The sequence below is a fragment of the Gemella sp. GL1 genome, from assembly GCF_013415365.1.
Lineage (GTDB): Bacteria > Bacillota > Bacilli > Staphylococcales > Gemellaceae > Gemelliphila.
The window spans coordinates 14039-31406 of the sequence record NZ_JACBYB010000012.1; the positions used below are offsets into that span (position 1 = coordinate 14039).

Here is a 17368-nt window from a genome sequence, read left to right on the forward strand (position 1 = left end):
AGAAAGATTGAAAAAAAACTATAATATATTGGAAGCCTTATTTTTTATAAAGGGAGAAGAGGGAATACATATAGATTTCTATTCACAATTTAAAGAAATCTCTAAAGAAGAGGCTAGAAGTCAGTTAGATGAATTTAAAGAAAAATATAATGAAGAAAATTCAGCTTTGATGATAAAGAATTTTGGTAAAATTTATAAAATGTTAGTTATTGATACAATATTTAAGGATATAAAAGATAAGTTATCTTCTAAAAAATTAACAAAATTATCAAAAGCTGCTACGGAAACTTTAGCTATAATAGCCTATAAGCAACCAATTTCTAAAGTAGAAATTGAGAAAATTAGAGGAGTAGCTAGTGACAATATTATAACAAGTTTATTAGATAAAGAACTGATTTTCTCTGACAAAGTTATGAATAAAGTAGGTAGACCTAAATTGTATGAAACAACAGAATACTTTTTAGATATTTTTGGATTAGAAAGTTTAGATCAATTACCAAAAGTTGACATAGAGGAAACAAATTTTGATGATGAGCTGGATGAATTTTTGAATCAATAGGAGAGAAATATAATGCAAGAAAGATTACAGAAGATAATAGCAGCTTCAGGATATGCATCCAGAAGAAAAGCAGAACAATTAATACTAGATGGAAAAGTAAGTGTAAATGGTCAAGTAGTAAAAGAGTTAGGTACAAAAGCAAGGGCAAGTGATATTATCATTGTGGAAGGAACTAGACTATTAAAGGAAAATAAAAGATACTACCTATTTTATAAGCCAGAAAGAGTAATTACATCAATGTCTGATGAAAAAAATAGAGAGTGTGTTAAAGATTTTTTTAATGAAGTTAGTGAACGTGTGTTTCCAGTAGGAAGATTGGACTATGATACGTCTGGAGCACTTATTATGACTAATGATGGAGAATTTACTAATTTAATTAATCATCCAAGTCATAAAATTAAGAAAACTTATATTGCCAAGGTCAAAGGTAAAGTAGAAGAAAGACATATTAAAATTTTAAAAACTGGAGTAAGAATTGAAAACTACAAAACAGCACCAGCTAGAGTAGAAGTTTTGAAAAATAAAAATAAATCAAGCAATACTTTGGTACAAATTACTATTCATGAGGGTAAAAATAGGCAAGTAAGAAAAATGTTTGAAGCTCTAGGATATGAGGTTATCAAACTTAAGAGAACATCTATTGATGACTTAACATTGGAAGGTTTAAAAATTGGAGAATATAGACCATTAACTATTCACGAAGTAAGGGTATTAGTAAATAAAGCCAAGAATAGTAAATAGTTAGTTATTAGGAGAGAAATATGGCTAGAAAAATACTTTTGGTTGATGATGATAAACAAATAAGAAAGTTGGTTACTTTATATCTTGAAAAAGAAGGCTATATAATTGAAGGAGTCGATAATGGTGAAGATGCCTTAGAAAAAATAGTTGTTGATGATTATGCTTGTGTTCTACTAGACATAGATCTACCTGGAATAAAGGGAACAAAAGTATTAGGAGAGTTGAGAAAAATAAAGAATACTCCTATTATTATGGTTTCGGGAAATTCAAAAGAAGAAGCAAGAATACAATCTTTTGAAATAGGAGCAGATGATTATGTAATGAAGCCTTTTAGTCCAAGAGAGTTGGTATTAAGAGTTAAATCTTTGCTTAATAGAACTTATTCTAAAGATAGTAAGAATTTTAACAAAGGAATATCTATAGATGATATGTTTATACATGTTGAATCTAGAAAAATTACTGTTAAGAATAAAGAAATAAATTTTGCACCTAAAGAATATGATTTATTACTTTTTTTAATACAGAATTGTGATAAAGTTTTTTCTAGGGATAAATTGTTAGATAAAGTTTGGGACTATGAAATTTACGGAGATCCTAGAACAGTAGATACCCACATCAAAAGGATTAGGAAGAAATTAGAAGTAGAATCAGAAAAATTAGCTAAAGCAATAGTGACTGTATGGGGAGCTGGCTATATGTTTGATTCTAGCAAAATTTAAGGAGTAAGTATGACTAGTGTATATAAAATAATAGCTAAATCTGTTAGATTTGCTAGTAGATTGGTTGGTAAAAAAGGTACAGATTTACCCGGAAAGGTCTTAAGAAGGATAAATCCTAATGTACTAAAAGAAATAACAAAAGATTTTGATGAAATAGTTTTCGTGACGGGAACTAATGGTAAGACAACTACATCGAATTTAATTGGTTATACATTGAGAAAAGCAGATGTGAAGATAGTAAATAATTTTGAAGGAGCAAATATGCTCGATGGAATTATTTCAACATTTGCTATTCAAACTAATAAAGATACAAAACTTGCAATTATTGAAATAGATGAAGGTTCAATTAAGAGAGTAATGGAATATATTACTCCTACAAAATTTGTTTTTAATAACTTCTTTAGAGATCAAATTGATAGATTTGGAGAAATTGATACATTAATTGAAAGTATCGTTAAGCAAATTAAAGGTAAAAATATACAGTTAATTTTAAATTCAGATGACCCTTTTGTAATTAGATTGGATAAGTATGGAGTGAATAATAGATATTTTGGTGTCAATGCTGATGCTTATCAATTTAAAGACAGTGGGATCACTGAATCTAAATTCTGTCCGTCATGTTCTAAAGAATTAAATTATTCACATGTACATTATAGCCAAATGGGTATATACGCTTGTGATAATTGTGATTTCAAGAGAATAGAACCTGACTATAAGGTCACATTTGCTAAGGTAAATCCTCTTATCACTATATCTATTAGTAATGAAGAAGAATTTACAACTTCTCAATTAGGTGATTTTAATATTTATAATTTATTATCAGCTTATGCAACTCTTGATACAGTTGGGCTTGATAAAACTAAGATAATTGATGGTTTATCGACCTATACTTCTAAAAATGGAAGAATGCAGACTATTAAAACATCAGAAAAAACAACAAATCTGCTTAACCTTGCAAAAAATCCAGCAGGTATGAATGCTTCATTAGCAATAGCTAATTCTATGGATAAATCTATTGAGATAAATTACCTATTAGTATTAAATGATAATGGAGCGGATGGATTTGATATTTCTTGGATTTGGGATACTGACTTTGATATCTTGCAGGGACAAAATATTAAGAATATAGTATGTTCAGGTAAACGTGCTAAGGAATTGGCCCTAAGACTTAAGTATGCTGATATTAAGGCTAATGTTTTTGTAAATGAAAACATTACAGAAGCGGTAGCTAAACTTAAAACATTTGATCAAGAATACAATATTGTAATACCAAACTACACAGCTTTAGTAGAAACTCAAAAAGAGTTAGAAAGTAGGTAAATATGAAATTAAAATTATATCACTTTATGCCAGATAAGCTAAACTTATATGGAGATATTGGTAATGTTATCTCATTAAAAAAACGTTGTGAATGGCGTGGGATTGATTTAGAAGTTGAAAATATTACTGATACAACAGGAATTAAATTAACCGATTGCGATATGTTTTTTATAGGTGGTGGTTCTGATAGAGAACAGTGTATTGCCACAGAGCAATTTGCTAAGATAAAAGATGAGTTTAAGGCAGCTATAGAGGGAGGAGTTCCAGCACTTACTATTTGTGGAGGCTATCAGTTTTTAGGGGAATATTATAAGGCAGCAGACGGAAGTAAATTGGCAGGTCTTAATATTTTGGATTTTTATACAGAATCCTTAGCAGATAAACCAAGATTGATTGGAAATATCTTAGTAGAATCAGACAAGTTTGGAGATATTGTTGGTTTTGAAAATCATGGAGGAAGAACTTATCATAATTATGATACATTAGGAAGTGTGTCAGTTGGATTTGGAAATAATGATGATGATAAAAAAGAAGGAATACTTTACAATAATTTGATCGGAACTTATTTACATGGACCAATCTTACCGAAAAATCCAAAAGTATCAGATTTCTTAATTCAAGGAGCCCTTGATAATAAATATGGAAAAGGGAATTACATCTTGCCTGAATTAAATAGTGATATTGAATTAGATGCAAATAAATTTATAGCACAGCAATTAAGAAAGTCTATGAAGAAATAAAAGAAGCCTATGCAGGCTTCTTTTTTATGTTATAATAAAGAAAAAGTATGTAGGAAGAGTGAACAAGATTGCTATATAAGAAATTTTTTACTTTATTTAAATTTAAATGTATAAAATCTTATTTAATGGAATAATTTTGGAATTTTAGGTGAGAAAGATATATGAAAAAAATAAAAGAAGCTATACGAAAAGAAGTTTTTGAAAAACTAGTAAAATATAGTGATGAGGAAAGAAAAAATATAAATCAAGCACTAAGTAAAAAACTTATGGCTACTAGAGAGTTCAAGGAAGCTAAATCTATAGCTATAACTATATCACATTCTCTAGAATGGGTAACGAGCGTAGTAATTGATGAAGCCTTGAAACAAGGAAAGAGAATAGGTATTCCTAAATGTAACAATGATGGACAAATGGATTTTTTTGTATATAATTACAGTACAAAATTAAAGAAATCAATCTTTGGTATCATGGAACCCATAGAAGGGGAAATTCTAAGTAAAGAAGAAATGGATCTAATAATTGTTCCAGGTATAGCTTTTGATAAAGAAGGTTATCGCATAGGATTTGGTGGAGGATACTATGATAGATATCTTGCCGATTACCAAGGTAAAACAATTGCTTTGGCATCTAAAGATCAGATATACGAAAATATCTATAAAGAAGATCATGATATAGCTGTACAAATGATTTTAGTCGAATAATTTCAAAAGCTAGCAATTAGTAGGAATATAAAGGCTAGTAACTTTGAATAAAAGATATAGTAATAAAATATAAGAGAGTAGCAAGTTTAACTTGCTACTCTCTTATATTAGATCTTCGATAATAGTTTCTAATTTCATACCACGACTTGCTTTGAATAAAATAACTTCTTCATTAATTTTATGTTCAAGTAAGTATTTAGATATTTCTTCTTTATTATTAAAATGTAGTTTTTCAATTTTGGTATTTGTTGTAGCTTCAGTGATATGTTTAGCTAGATTTCCTATTGAGATAAGTCTATTGATGCTTGTATTGATATTTTTGTTTAGATAGTAAGCAACTTCTTTATGGAAGTCTGCTTCACTTGGTCCTAGTTCATACATATCTCCTAAAATAATGGTCTTATAACTAAAATTTTCTAAATCTTCTAATACGTCAATAGCAGCTTTCATAGATGTAGGACTAGCGTTATAAGCATCATTTATTATTAGTGAATTTTCTCCATAGCTAATTGACTCTAATCGCATTTTAGTAATTTTATCAAGATTTTTTAAGGAAGATATAATCTCATCTTCTGTCAATCCAAGATTTTTTGCGATGGCGCTAGCGTACATAATATTTAAAATATTATGTTTCCCCTTCAATTTACTAACAGCTATATCTTCAAAAATATTTAATTTGAATGAAATATGATCGTATTCTTGTTTATAAGATTCTACTAGAATATCATTTTCATTCTCAAATCCGCATTTAATAGACTTAATAGAAGATTTTTCAACTAAATTCTTCAGTAGAACCTCATCACCACTATAAATAAAAATACCATCTTCTCTCAATCCTGAAATGATTTCAAATTTACCTTTAGCAATACCAGAACGGTCACCAAAGAATTCTATGTGACTCTCTCCTATGTTTGTTATAACTGCAAAGTCAGGTTTTGCTATATCTGAAAGTAAGTTTAATTGATTAAAGCCATCAGCCCCCATCTCTAATACTAGAACTTCAGTATCTTCTGGAGCAGCTAGTATTGTAAGTGGCATTCCTAATTCATTGTTGAAATTACCATCAGTTTTGTGTACCTTATATTTTGTTGATAAGATTTCAGCGATAATATCTTTTGTAGAAGTTTTACCATTAGATCCGGTAATAGCAATTACTTTCGCATCGAGTTTTGTTAGATAATCCCTTGCTAAAGTTTGTATAGAAAGAAGAGAATCTGTTACATAAATTGTATTGATATCTTCATCAATATCATCTTTTAGCGATAAGGAAGCTGCAGCTTTATTTTCCCTAGCTTTGTTTATAAAACTGTGTCCATCTAGATTTTCTCCGATAAAAGGAATAAATAAATCACCATCGTTTATTTTACGACTATCAATTTGTACACCACTTATTATTTTATCTTCAATTATTTTTACATTTTTTGCATTTAATATTTTAGAAAGTTCTTTTATACTGTATCTCATATTAGCACTCGTTTTGAATTTCTTTTCTTTCTTCGTAGCGTTCCTTAGCCAAAGTGATAATCTCTTCCACTAAGTCACCATATTCTAATCCCATGTTAGCCCATAATGATGGGAACATAGAAAATGGTGTAAATCCTGGAAGTGTATTTACTTCATTGATATAAATTTTCCCATCGGTAGTTAGGAAAAAATCTGCTCTCACTAAACCTGAACAGTCTAAAGCTCGGAAAGCTGTTTCTGCCATTTTTCGAAATGTAGGGAATAGTTTTGTATCGATTAGAGCAGGTATATCCATTCTTGATTGGCCATCAGTGTATTTTGTTTCATAATCATAGAATTCGCTAGTAGCAATGTTTACAATTTCACCAGGGTCGGTAGTTTTTACTTCGTTATATCCTAAAACAGCAACTTCGATCTCTTTAGCAGCAACAACTCCTAATTCAACGACAATTTTTCTATCGAATTTTAAAGCTTCTTTGATGGCTTTTATTAATTCTTCTTTATTATCAGCTTTGTTAATTCCTACTGATGAACCTAGGTTAGCAGGTTTAACAAACATAGGGTAACTTAATTTTTCTTCTAATGTGGAGATAATTTCTTCTTGTTTATTTTTCCATTCGTAAGCGATGAAATCTACATAAGGAAGTTGCGGTAGACCGGCTACTTCAAATAATTTTTTTGCAACAACCTTATCCATTCCAGTTGCTGATGATAAGACATTGTTACCCACGTAAGCTAGGTCCATAATTTCAAATAAACCTTGGATAGTTCCATCTTCTCCATTAGGCCCATGAAGTACAGGGAATACTACATCATATTTTTGTCCATCAACAAATAGTAATTCACTTATATTAGGGTTAAAGTTATCGAAGATAAGTGTCTTTTCATCTTCAATTTTTTCTACAATATCAGCACCTTTTGCCCATTGTCCTGCATGAGAAATAAAAATAGGTGATATATCATATTTGTCCTTGTTTATTGCATTAATTATTGATTTTGCAGTTAATAATGAAACTTCGTGTTCAGCACTCTTTCCACCATATATTACAGCAATTTTTTCTTTTATCATAATCTTTTCTCCTGATAGTTAGTATACGGATTTTATTATACCATAAACATAGATTATTAGTCTATTTTATAGCTAGATTTTATTTCAGCGATTTCATCACGTATTTTAGCCGCTTCTTCAAATTTAAAGTTAGCAGCAGCATCGAACATTTCTTTTTCCATAGTTTGCAGTTTTTCTTTGATTTCACTAATAGATAATTCAGAGTACTGTTCTTCAATACTGATTTTTTCTTCGACCGCTTCTTTTTTAGTAGAAATAGATTGACTGATTTCCTTAACAATTGTTTTGGGGGTTATACCATATTTTTCGTTATAAGCTTTCTGAATTTCACGTCTACGATTTGTTTCTTCGATTGCTTTATTCATAGAACGTGTAATTTCATCTGCATACATTATAACTTTACCATTCTCATTACGAGCAGCTCTACCTATTGTTTGAAGAAGTGCTTTATCACCTCGTAGGAAACCTTCCTTATCTGCGTCAAATATAGCGACAAGAGAAACTTCAGGTATATCAAGACCTTCTCTCAATAGGTTAATTCCTATAAGAATATCAAATTTTCCTAATCGTAAATCTCTGATAATTTCTGTTCTCTCTAAAGTTTTAATATCAGAGTGTAGGTATTTAACTTTTAGCCCCATCTCCACTAGGTAGTCAGTAAGAGATTCTGCCATTTTTTTTGTAAGAGTAGTAACCAGAACTCTCTCTCCTTTGGCAATAATTTTCTCTGCTTCTTTTGTTAAATCAAAGACTTGACTTTCTACGGGTCTAATCTCAATTAATGGATCTAGTAATCCAGTAGGTCTAATGATTTGCTCAACAATTTTGCTTGATTGATCTAGTTCGTAATCGGCAGGAGTGGCTGAAACAAATATTACTTGATTTAATTTATCTTCAAATTCGGAGAAGTTAAGAGGTCTGTTATCTAAAGCAGAGGGTAGTCTAAAACCATAATCTACAAGAACATTTTTTCTAGCTTGGTCACCGTTATACATAGCCCTTACTTGTGGTATAGTAACGTGTGACTCATCTACAACTAGTAGCCAGTCTTTAGGGAAGTAATCTAGTAAAGTATAGGGGGTAGAACCAGGCTCTCTAAGTGTTAAATGAAGAGAGTAGTTTTCTATTCCGGAACAGAATCCCATCTCTTCCATCATTTCTAAGTCATAATTAGTTCTTTGTTCTAGTCTTTGAGCTTCTAGTAATTTATTTTCTAAGGCTAATTCTTCTAATCTAATATCTAATTCTTTTTTTATTCTTTTTATAGCTTCTTTTGTTTTTTCATCTCCGGCAACGAAGTGACTGGCAGGGAAGATTGTTGTATAGTCTAGTTCATATAAGACTTCCCCCGTCAGAGAGTTTATTTCTCTAATCCTATCAATTTCATCTCCAAACATCTCCACTCTAATTGAGTTTTCACTTTTTGATGCAGGAAAAATTTCAATAATATCACCACGAACTCTAAATGTTCCCCTAGAGAAATCAATATCGTTTCTCATATATTGAATAGAAATTAATTTCTCCATTATTTTATTTCTAGAAATTTCCATTCCAACTCTTAGTCCTATTTGTAGGGATTGATATTCTTCTGGAGAACCTAGGCCATAGATACAAGAAACGGATGCAACAATAATTACATCATCTCTTTCGAATAAAGAAGATGTAGCAGAGTGGCGTAGCTTATCAATTTCATCGTTTACTGACGAATCTTTTTCTATATAAGTGTCAGATGAAGGAACGTAAGCTTCTGGTTGGTAATAATCATAGTATGATACAAAATACTCAACCCTGTTTTCTGGGAAAAATGATTTAAGTTCATTATATAATTGACCTGCTAGTGTTTTATTGTGAGCTAATACTAAGGTTGGTTTACCAGTATTTTTAATTATATTGGATATAGTAAAAGTTTTACCTGTACCAGTAGCTCCAAGCAAGGTTTGGAATTTTTTTCCTTCTAGAACACCTTGTGTTAGTTTCTCGATTGCTTGAATTTGATCTCCTTTTGGTTTGTATTTACTTTGTAAATTAAAGTCGTAGTGTTTTCTTTCCAAATCTTTACTCCTTTCAATGAGTATTATATTAATATATTATACTACAATTTTTAAAAAGAAACTTGTTGAAAGGATAGACCTCAATGTGGATTAATGTTATAATTTTATAGTATAAAATATTTAGGAGATTATAATGGAAAATTGGGTAGAAATTAGTATTCATACTACGAATGAGGCTAGTGAGATTATTGAATCTATTTTATTAGATTACAATTCAACAGGAGTTTGTGTTGAAGATGCTTCTATATTAAATGAGGATTTGGACGATAATTTTGGAACAATTATTGGAGTAGATAAAAATGATTTTCCTAGTGAGGGAATAATAGTTAAGGGATATATAAACCAACTTAATTTTACTGAAGAAGTAAGAGGAAAAATTGAAGATGAAATAAAAAAACTCTCAGAACATATAGACATTGGGAATTTTTATACTTTTAATACGAATATTATCAAAGATAGTGATTGGGAAAACTCTTGGAAAGAATATTTCGATGTTTTGAATGTAGGAAATAGATTCGTTATTGTTCCAACTTGGCGTAATTATGAAAATACAGAAAATAAATATATCATTAATATTGATCCCGGTATGGCGTTTGGAACTGGTGGACATGAAACTACCTCTCTCTGTATTAAAAATTTAGAAAAATATGTAAGAGAAACTGATGATGTTATAGACGTTGGAAGTGGAAGTGGTATATTGACAATAGCAGCATCTCATCTGACAAGAGGTAAATTAAAGGCTGTTGATTTAGATAAATTAGCAGTTGATGTATCTAAGGAAAACTTTATTTTAAATAATATTGAAAATAGAGTAGAAGTTGAATGTGCTAGTTTATTAGAAAAAGAAAATAAATCTTATGACATCATTGTTGCTAATATCTTAGCTCATATTATTGAATTAATGTTGGCAGATGCATATAAATTATTAAAAAATGATGGTTACTTCATTACATCAGGAATTATTAAAGATAAGAAAGATGAGTTATTAGAAAAAGCATTGATGCTTGGATTCGAATTAGTAGAGGAAACTAATGAAAATGAATGGTATTCTTTAGTTTTTACTAAATAAACATTTGCGTACTTTTTTTTGATATTTTTTAAAAAAACCATTAAAAACTTAACTTTACTTGGAAAAATATCTAGTTTTTGATAAAATTATTAATATAATAGAGTTAATTAAGGAGATAGTCTAAATGATAGAAAGATATTCTACTAAAGAAATGCAAGAAATTTGGTCGGAGGAAAATAAGTTTAGAGCTTGGTTAGAAGTTGAAATCTTAGCCTGTGAAGGATGGGCAAACTTAGGGGAAATTCCTAAGGAAGATGTCATTAAGCTTCGTGAAAATGCCTCATTTGATCTTAATAGAATTTATGAAATTGAAGAAGAGACAAGACATGATGTTATTGCTTTTACAAGAGCTGTAAGTGAGACTCTTGGTGAAGAGAAAAAGTGGGTTCATTATGGGCTTACTTCTACAGATGTAGTTGATACAGCTTACGGATACTTATACAAACAAGCTAACACAATTATTAGACAAAAAATTGTTAGGCTTATTGAAGTATTAAAAGAAAAATCATTTGCTTACAAAAATACATTTATGATGGGAAGAACTCACGGGGTTCATGCGGAAATAACAACATTTGGTTTAAAGATGGCTCTATGGTATGAAGAAATGAAAAGAAATTTAGAGCGTTTTGATTTTGCAGCAGAACAAGTAGAAGCTGGTAAAATTTCTGGAGCAGTAGGAACTTATGCAAATATTCCAACGCATATTCAAGACTATGTATGTGAAAAACTAGGAATTAATTCAAGTAAAATTTCTACGCAGGTTCTTCAAAGAGATAGACATGCACACTATTACTCAACATTGGCACTTATTGCTTCAAGTATTGAGAAGTTTGCAGTAGAGATTCGTCATTTACAAAGGACAGAAGTAAGAGAAGTTGAAGAGTTCTTTAGAAAAGGTCAAAAAGGATCAAGTGCTATGCCACATAAGCGTAATCCAATTTCATCTGAGAACTTGTCAGGATTAGCGAGAGTTATACGTGGGTATATGCTTACATCATTTGAAAATGTGGCCTTATGGCATGAACGTGATATTTCTCATTCATCAACAGAAAGAATTATATCTGCTGATGCAACTAACTTAATTGACTATCAATTAACTCGTTTCACAAATACATTAGAAAATCTAACTGTATTTGACGAAAATATGAAAGAAAATATTAATAAAACTTACGGAGTTATATTCTCGCAGAGAATTATGCTTAAATTAATTGAAAAAGGGATTTCGAGAGAAAGGGCTTATGACACGGTTCAACCTAAAGCAATGCATGCTTGGGAAAATAAGATTTTCTTTAAAGATTTATTGTTAAAAGATGAAGAAATTATGAAATATATCACTGTAGATGAACTAGATGATTGTTTCAACTATCAATATCATATTTCAAGTTTGGAGGAAGTATATGAGAGAGTTTTTGGAAAATAATTTCCAAGAAAGATTCTCAAACTACATAGAAATATTAGAAATAATAAATGATAATGGATATGAAGCCTATTTTGTAGGTGGTTGTGTTAGGGATTTCTTAATGAATCAAAATTTTGATGATATAGATATTACTAGCTCAGCAAGACCGGAAGAAATTAAGCAAATATTTCCAAAAACATTTGACATAGGTATAAAACATGGAACAGTAACAGTTATTCACAAAAATAATAGCTATGAGATTACAACATTTAGATCAGAATCTGATTATGAGAAACATAGGATTCCTAAGTTTGTTGAATTTATTAGAAGTCTTGATTTAGACCTTGAAAGGCGTGATTTTACTATTAATGCTATGGTTTTAGATAGTAAGGGAAAAGTTATTGATTTTCATGGTGGTCAAGACGATATTAAGAATAAGATTATAAAAACTGTTAATGAACCTAATGAGAGGTTTAATGAGGATGCTCTAAGAATGCTTAGAGCATTTCGTTTTGTATCGAAACTAGGTTTTTCTATGGAAGAGAAGACTTTTAAAGCAATTGAAGATAATAAAAAATTAATAGAATTTATTTCTATTGAAAGAGTAGTGGCAGAATTTAAAAAAATATTTAAGGGTAAGTATGTTAAAGATGCATTATCCTTATTTGTGAAATCAGGACTATATAAGTATCTAAATTTTTTTAATAAAGTAGAAGACTATTCCATGATAAATAGTGATTATAGTTGGGAAGAAAATCTATTCTTGATTATGAATGAAAATGAGATAGATTATGTGGAAATGGATAAATTAAAACTTTCCAAAAAAGAGTACACTAGCATAAAAGAGTATTTTAAAATAAAAGAAAGTTTTGAAAAATTTGTTTCTGTAGAGAGATTGGTCTATGATTTCGGTAAGGACAAGGTAAATTTTGTAAATAATGTTTTCGATTTTATTTCTAGTGAAATGATAGAGAATGTAGATCTAGTTATAAGTAGCTTTAAAGAAGCGGATATTGAAGTAGTAGATATTTTGACTGTTTATCCTGATAAAAAAGCAGGCCCTTGGTTAAGAGAATTGATATATCAGATAGAAAATGAGTTAATACATAATAGATTAAAGAATGAAAAATTTAAGATACTAAATTTCCTAAAAAATTTAGAGAGGTAATACTATGAACTATTCGATAGTTGATATAGAGTTAACAGAAGAGAAAGAGATAATAGAAATAGCTATTATTAAAACTGACCAACAATTTAATATTATTTCTAAACACGATTATCTTTTGAAATCAATTAGTCCTATTAGTAGGTTTATGGAAAATTTGACGGGAATAACTCAGCAGATGGTTGAGAAGAAACCACATTTTAGTCAAGTTGCAGGAGAAATACATAAAATTTTAGGAAATGATATACTAATTTGTCATGGTGTAATTCAAGATTATGAGATCCTGAAAGAGGCATTCTTGACTTGTAATATAGCATATAAACCAATATATTTAATTGATACAGTAGAATTGAGTAAAATTTTCTTTCCGACATTAAGTAGTTATAGATTAGGAGAGATCAGTCAATCTATGGGTACCACGTTAAAAGGTAATTTTCATAGGGCTGATGTTGATACCGAAGCAACCTATAATTTGATTGGAAATATTATAGAAAAACTTAATATGCTAACAAAAAGTAATTACTCATATTTAATGATGTTAATGAAAAAATACTCTATACAGTATTATAATTTTTTTAAAGAATATAGAAAAAATGAAGGGAATGTGAATAGTAACTTTAATTTCAAAGCCTATGGTTTGGATTTTTCTGTGATGAATAAAAATATTAAAGTGATTCAAGGAAAGAAGTATATATACCTCTCTTCTATTGATGAGAATAGCTATATAGATATTCATTTAGCAAATGAAAAAAATATAAGTATATTAAAAGATAAATTTTCATATATTGCTCTAAATATTTTTGAATTGGCTAAAGTGGATAAGAAATTCTCTAAGTTAAAATTCATGTTGCTTATGAGGTTACTTGTTTGGCTACAATTTACAGAAAGTGGAAATTTTTCTGAATTAAATTTAGATCCAAGTGAAAAAACGCTTATCCAAAGCTGGTATGAACAAAATAAAAAGGTTTTAGATACTTACTATTATGATAAAAATCTAGACTATGCTAGTAAGCAGTCAGCTATTGTGACAGATTATAGGTCAATCTTAAATTTGTTAAATGAGAAAAGCTTAGAAAAACATATAATTGTTGCTGAAAACAAAGATATCTTGGCACAAGAGATAAAGAAACAATATATTAAAAGCTACTATTACAAGGAAGTAGTGGCAGAACTTAATATAAATTTAACAAATAGATTTACTAAAAAATTATCTTTGATTAAGGATAGCATAGATAATGTAGTTGTTTATCTTCATGAGCTTTATAGAAATGAGAGTATAGATCCGTATGAGGCAGAGATAGAATTTTTATTAAAAGATATAGACTACATAAGAGAGCTTATAGAATCTTTAAATATAAGGATATTTAAAACTGAAAAATTTACTAACTTACTATGGAAAGTTCTATCGGATGGAAGTCTAGGTTATTATTCTTTCGATCATATTAATATGGCCGGCACTTTATATTTAAAAGTTAATGAGCCCAAGAATCAAAAGATAATCATTAATAAATTGCATTCTAGAGAATTAAACTATTTAAACGAAACATTTAAATTAATTGTAGAAGACATAGAAAAAGAGAATATTGATTTTACAGGAACTAATAAAAATATACTATATTTGTTTGAATATAAGAAGAATAGGGACTTGAGATATTTGTCTAGGGATAAGAAATCGACCATAAGATATAAACAATATAGTGAAGAATCTTCATTTGCAGATTTATATAAAGATTTATTAAAAAATGTAAATATTACAACTATATATTATGCTAGTAGTGAGATTAAAGTATACGCATTTTATCTCGATAAAATTTTTGATAAAATATTTCTTTTTAAGAAGTTGGATATTTAGCATAAATATTGTAAAGTAGGGTAATATTTGATAATATTAGTGGTAACAAATATTAAAGGAGAAAAATTGTGAATATTAATAATTTAAAAGATAAAATTGGCCAAAGTGTAACAATTGGTGCTTGGATTGCCAATAAGAGATCAAGTGGGAAAATTGCTTTCTTTCAACTAAGATACGGAGCAGGATTCATCCAAGCAGTTGCTTTGAAGGAGAGTTTAGGAGAAGAAAAATTCCAAGAATTGAAACATCTAACACAAGAAACATCGATTAAAGTAACTGGAACAATTAAAGAGAATCAAAGAGAATTATCTGGAATTGAATTGCAAATTGAATCATTTGAAATTGTTTCTATAGCTACTGATTATCCGATTACTCCAAAAGAGCATGGTGTAGAATTTTTAGCGGATAATCGTCATTTGTGGATTCGTTCTAAAAAACAACATGCTATTTTATCGATAAGAAATCAAATTATCAAGTCTACTTATGACTTTTTTGAAAAAGAAGGCTTTTTAAAGATGGATCCACCGATCTTAACATCGTCATCACCAGAAGGGACAACGGAATTATTCAATACTAAATATTTTGATGAAGAAGCGTATCTATCACAGTCTGGACAATTATACATGGAAGCATGTGCTATGTCATTTGGTAAAGTATTTTCATTTGGACCAACATTTCGTGCTGAAAAATCTAAAACACGTCGTCACCTAATTGAGTTTTGGATGATTGAGCCAGAGATGGCCTTCTGTAATCATGAAGAAAGTTTAGAAATTCAAGAAAAATATGTAAACTATTTAATTAATGATATCTTGCTTAAAAATGAAACAGAATTGAAAATATTGGAACGTGATATTGAAGGCTTAAAATCTGCTACAGGAACTTTCCCACGTATCAAGTATAAAGATGCTATTCAATTATTAAAAGAAAATGGATTTGATGATATTGAATATGGACAAGATTTTGGTTCACCACATGAAACATTCATAGCTAATTCATATAATAAACCAGTATTCATTACTCATTGGCCAAAAGAAATTAAGCCATTTTACATGAAAGAAGATCCAGAAAATCCAGGAACTGTATTGTGTGCTGATTTAATCGCTCCAGAAGGATATGGAGAAATCATTGGTGGATCTCAACGTGAAGATAACTATGATGTATTATTAGAAAATATTAGGGCACATGATTTAAATATAGATGCTTACAATTGGTACTTAGATCTAAGAAAATATGGTTCTGTAGAACATTCAGGATTTGGTTTAGGATTAGAGCGTACAGTAGCATGGATTACAGGAAATGGACATGTTAGAGAAACAATTCCATTCCCAAGATTATTAAATAGGCTATTACCATAATATGCAAAACCTAGATATAAAAGGTTTATTTGTTGAAGAAGATTTCCTTTTGAATTATGAAAAATATAATTTAAGTTTGGCAGAAGCTTTCTTCATTCTTCAACTATCCTATGTTTCTAAACACGGTTCTATTTTATTTAATGCTAAAAAATTTGCTGAAATTCTCAATATTAGTGAAGAAAAATTATACGGTAATTTAAGTGTTTTATATAATAAACAAATTATTCATATAACTGAACAAGGGTTTCTTGTTTTCAATATTGATTCAGCAGATACTAGATATTACACCTTGAAAGAACTATTTGTTTTAGCAGAAAATAATGTTAATAGAATCTTGAGTTCTAAGGAAACAGATATAGTTGCATCTTGGTTTGATAAAAAATTTAGTAAAGAACAGATTGATGAAGCCTTCAAAATTTCGGATAATATACATTATGTTAATGGTATTCTAAATAATAAAATGGAATCCATAAGTAATAAAGATAATAATGAGGATGATATTTTAAACTATGACTGGTTTGATTTCTAAAAAACAAAAAATTAAGATCTTAGAAGAATATTTAGATATGCACTATCCTGATGTAGAGTGTGAACTTAATTTCTCTAATAATTTAGAATTGCTTATTGCAGTTCTATTATCTGCCCAATGTAAAGATGAGTATGTCAATAGAGCAACAGCTGTTTTGTTTTCTAAGTATCATACAGTTCAAGATTATGCAAATGCTAGTGCTGAAGAAATTGAATCTTACATTAAGACTTTAGGTTTATATAAGGCTAAATCTAAAAATATAAAAAAAATGGCTCAACTTCTTATTGATGAATACAGCGGAGAAGTTCCTAATAAATTGGAAGATTTGATGAGACTACCAGGTGTAGGGAGAAAAACTGCGAATGTAGTATTATCTGTAGGTTTCGCTATTCCGACAATTGCAGTAGATACTCATGTTGAGAGAATTGCTAAGAGATTTGATTTGGCTTTAGAAGAAGATTCACCTTTAGAAGTTGAAATGAAATTGATGAAAATTTTTCCAAAGAAAAAATGGTCAAAAATCCATCATCAAATGATTCATTTCGGAAGATATGAATGTTTGGCTAAAAGAAAACGAGGACATGTATGTGGTCTAAAAGACATCTGTAAATATCATAGTAAAGTGGAGGTCTAAA

The 17368-nt window shown here is 29.4% G+C and carries 16 protein-coding genes; 13 read left to right on the forward strand and 3 right to left on the reverse strand.

The features are described 5' to 3' along the window. The first annotated feature begins 7 nt into the window (after positions 1-7). From scpB to HZY82_RS03000, 6 genes are all read left to right on the forward strand, one after another. The gene (gene scpB, locus HZY82_RS02975) at positions 8-559 is read left to right on the forward strand and encodes an SMC-Scp complex subunit ScpB (protein ID WP_135156129.1); all 552 of its coding nucleotides are present in this window, start codon (positions 8-10) and stop codon (positions 557-559) included. 12 nt (positions 560-571) lie between these two features. Continuing rightward, positions 572-1300: a pseudouridine synthase gene (locus tag HZY82_RS02980; RefSeq protein ID WP_179938603.1), complete on the forward strand. Its 729-nt coding sequence runs from the start codon at positions 572-574 to the stop codon at positions 1298-1300. A 20-nt stretch (positions 1301-1320) separates the two neighbouring features. Next, positions 1321-2019, forward strand: coding sequence for a response regulator transcription factor (locus tag HZY82_RS02985; protein ID WP_135156131.1), 699 nt, complete (start codon positions 1321-1323; stop codon positions 2017-2019). Positions 2020-2028: 9 nt separating this feature from the next. Beyond that, a complete protein-coding gene (locus HZY82_RS02990; protein WP_179938605.1) occupies positions 2029-3339 on the forward strand; it encodes a MurT ligase domain-containing protein in 1311 nt (436 codons plus the stop codon). Between the two features lie 2 nt (positions 3340-3341). Beyond that, positions 3342-4079 carry a type 1 glutamine amidotransferase gene (locus tag HZY82_RS02995; RefSeq protein WP_135156133.1) on the forward strand — a complete coding sequence of 246 codons (738 nt, stop codon included), beginning with the start codon at positions 3342-3344 and terminating at the stop codon, positions 4077-4079. Between the two features lie 161 nt (positions 4080-4240). Continuing rightward, the gene (locus HZY82_RS03000; protein WP_135156134.1) at positions 4241-4780 is read left to right on the forward strand and encodes a 5-formyltetrahydrofolate cyclo-ligase; all 540 of its coding nucleotides are present in this window, start codon (positions 4241-4243) and stop codon (positions 4778-4780) included. A gap of 102 nt (positions 4781-4882) precedes the next feature. On the opposite strand, the gene HZY82_RS03005 is transcribed toward HZY82_RS03000, so the two are convergent. Genes HZY82_RS03005 through uvrB form a run of 3 tightly spaced genes read right to left on the reverse strand, consistent with a single transcriptional unit; the run spans position 4883 to position 9364 of the window. Next, positions 4883-6244: a UDP-N-acetylmuramoyl-tripeptide--D-alanyl-D-alanine ligase gene (locus HZY82_RS03005; protein ID WP_179938607.1), complete on the reverse strand. Its 1362-nt coding sequence runs from the start codon at positions 6242-6244 to the stop codon at positions 4883-4885. A gap of 1 nt (position 6245) precedes the next feature. Further along, positions 6246-7313: a D-alanine--D-alanine ligase gene (locus tag HZY82_RS03010; protein WP_179938609.1), complete on the reverse strand. Its 1068-nt coding sequence runs from the start codon at positions 7311-7313 to the stop codon at positions 6246-6248. Positions 7314-7369: 56 nt separating this feature from the next. Beyond that, a complete protein-coding gene (gene uvrB, locus HZY82_RS03015; protein WP_179938611.1) occupies positions 7370-9364 on the reverse strand; it encodes an excinuclease ABC subunit UvrB in 1995 nt (664 codons plus the stop codon). A gap of 133 nt (positions 9365-9497) precedes the next feature. Here uvrB and prmA point away from each other — a divergent pair, with 133 nt between their 5' ends. From prmA to nth, 7 genes are all read left to right on the forward strand, one after another. Further along, a complete protein-coding gene (gene prmA / locus HZY82_RS03020) occupies positions 9498-10433 on the forward strand; it encodes a 50S ribosomal protein L11 methyltransferase (protein ID WP_135156138.1) in 936 nt (311 codons plus the stop codon). 124 nt (positions 10434-10557) lie between these two features. After that, complete coding sequence (gene purB / locus HZY82_RS03025; RefSeq protein WP_135156139.1) at positions 10558-11853, forward strand: adenylosuccinate lyase; 1296 nt, start codon at positions 10558-10560, stop codon at positions 11851-11853. Further along, the gene (locus HZY82_RS03030) at positions 11831-13000 is read left to right on the forward strand and encodes a CCA tRNA nucleotidyltransferase (protein WP_167753218.1); all 1170 of its coding nucleotides are present in this window, start codon (positions 11831-11833) and stop codon (positions 12998-13000) included. Before purB ends, HZY82_RS03030 begins: the two co-directional genes overlap by 23 nt. Before the next feature lie 4 nt (positions 13001-13004). Beyond that, positions 13005-14849 carry an exonuclease domain-containing protein gene (locus HZY82_RS03035; RefSeq protein WP_135156141.1) on the forward strand — a complete coding sequence of 615 codons (1845 nt, stop codon included), beginning with the start codon at positions 13005-13007 and terminating at the stop codon, positions 14847-14849. 68 nt (positions 14850-14917) lie between these two features. Next, complete coding sequence (asnS, locus tag HZY82_RS03040; RefSeq protein ID WP_135156142.1) at positions 14918-16204, forward strand: asparagine--tRNA ligase; 1287 nt, start codon at positions 14918-14920, stop codon at positions 16202-16204. A 1-nt stretch (position 16205) separates the two neighbouring features. Beyond that, the gene (locus tag HZY82_RS03045) at positions 16206-16733 is read left to right on the forward strand and encodes a DnaD domain protein (RefSeq protein ID WP_135156143.1); all 528 of its coding nucleotides are present in this window, start codon (positions 16206-16208) and stop codon (positions 16731-16733) included. After that, entirely contained in the window at positions 16714-17367 is a 654-nt protein-coding gene (gene nth / locus HZY82_RS03050) for an endonuclease III (RefSeq protein WP_179938613.1), read from the forward strand. Before HZY82_RS03045 ends, nth begins: the two co-directional genes overlap by 20 nt. Position 17368: the final 1 nt, after the last annotated feature.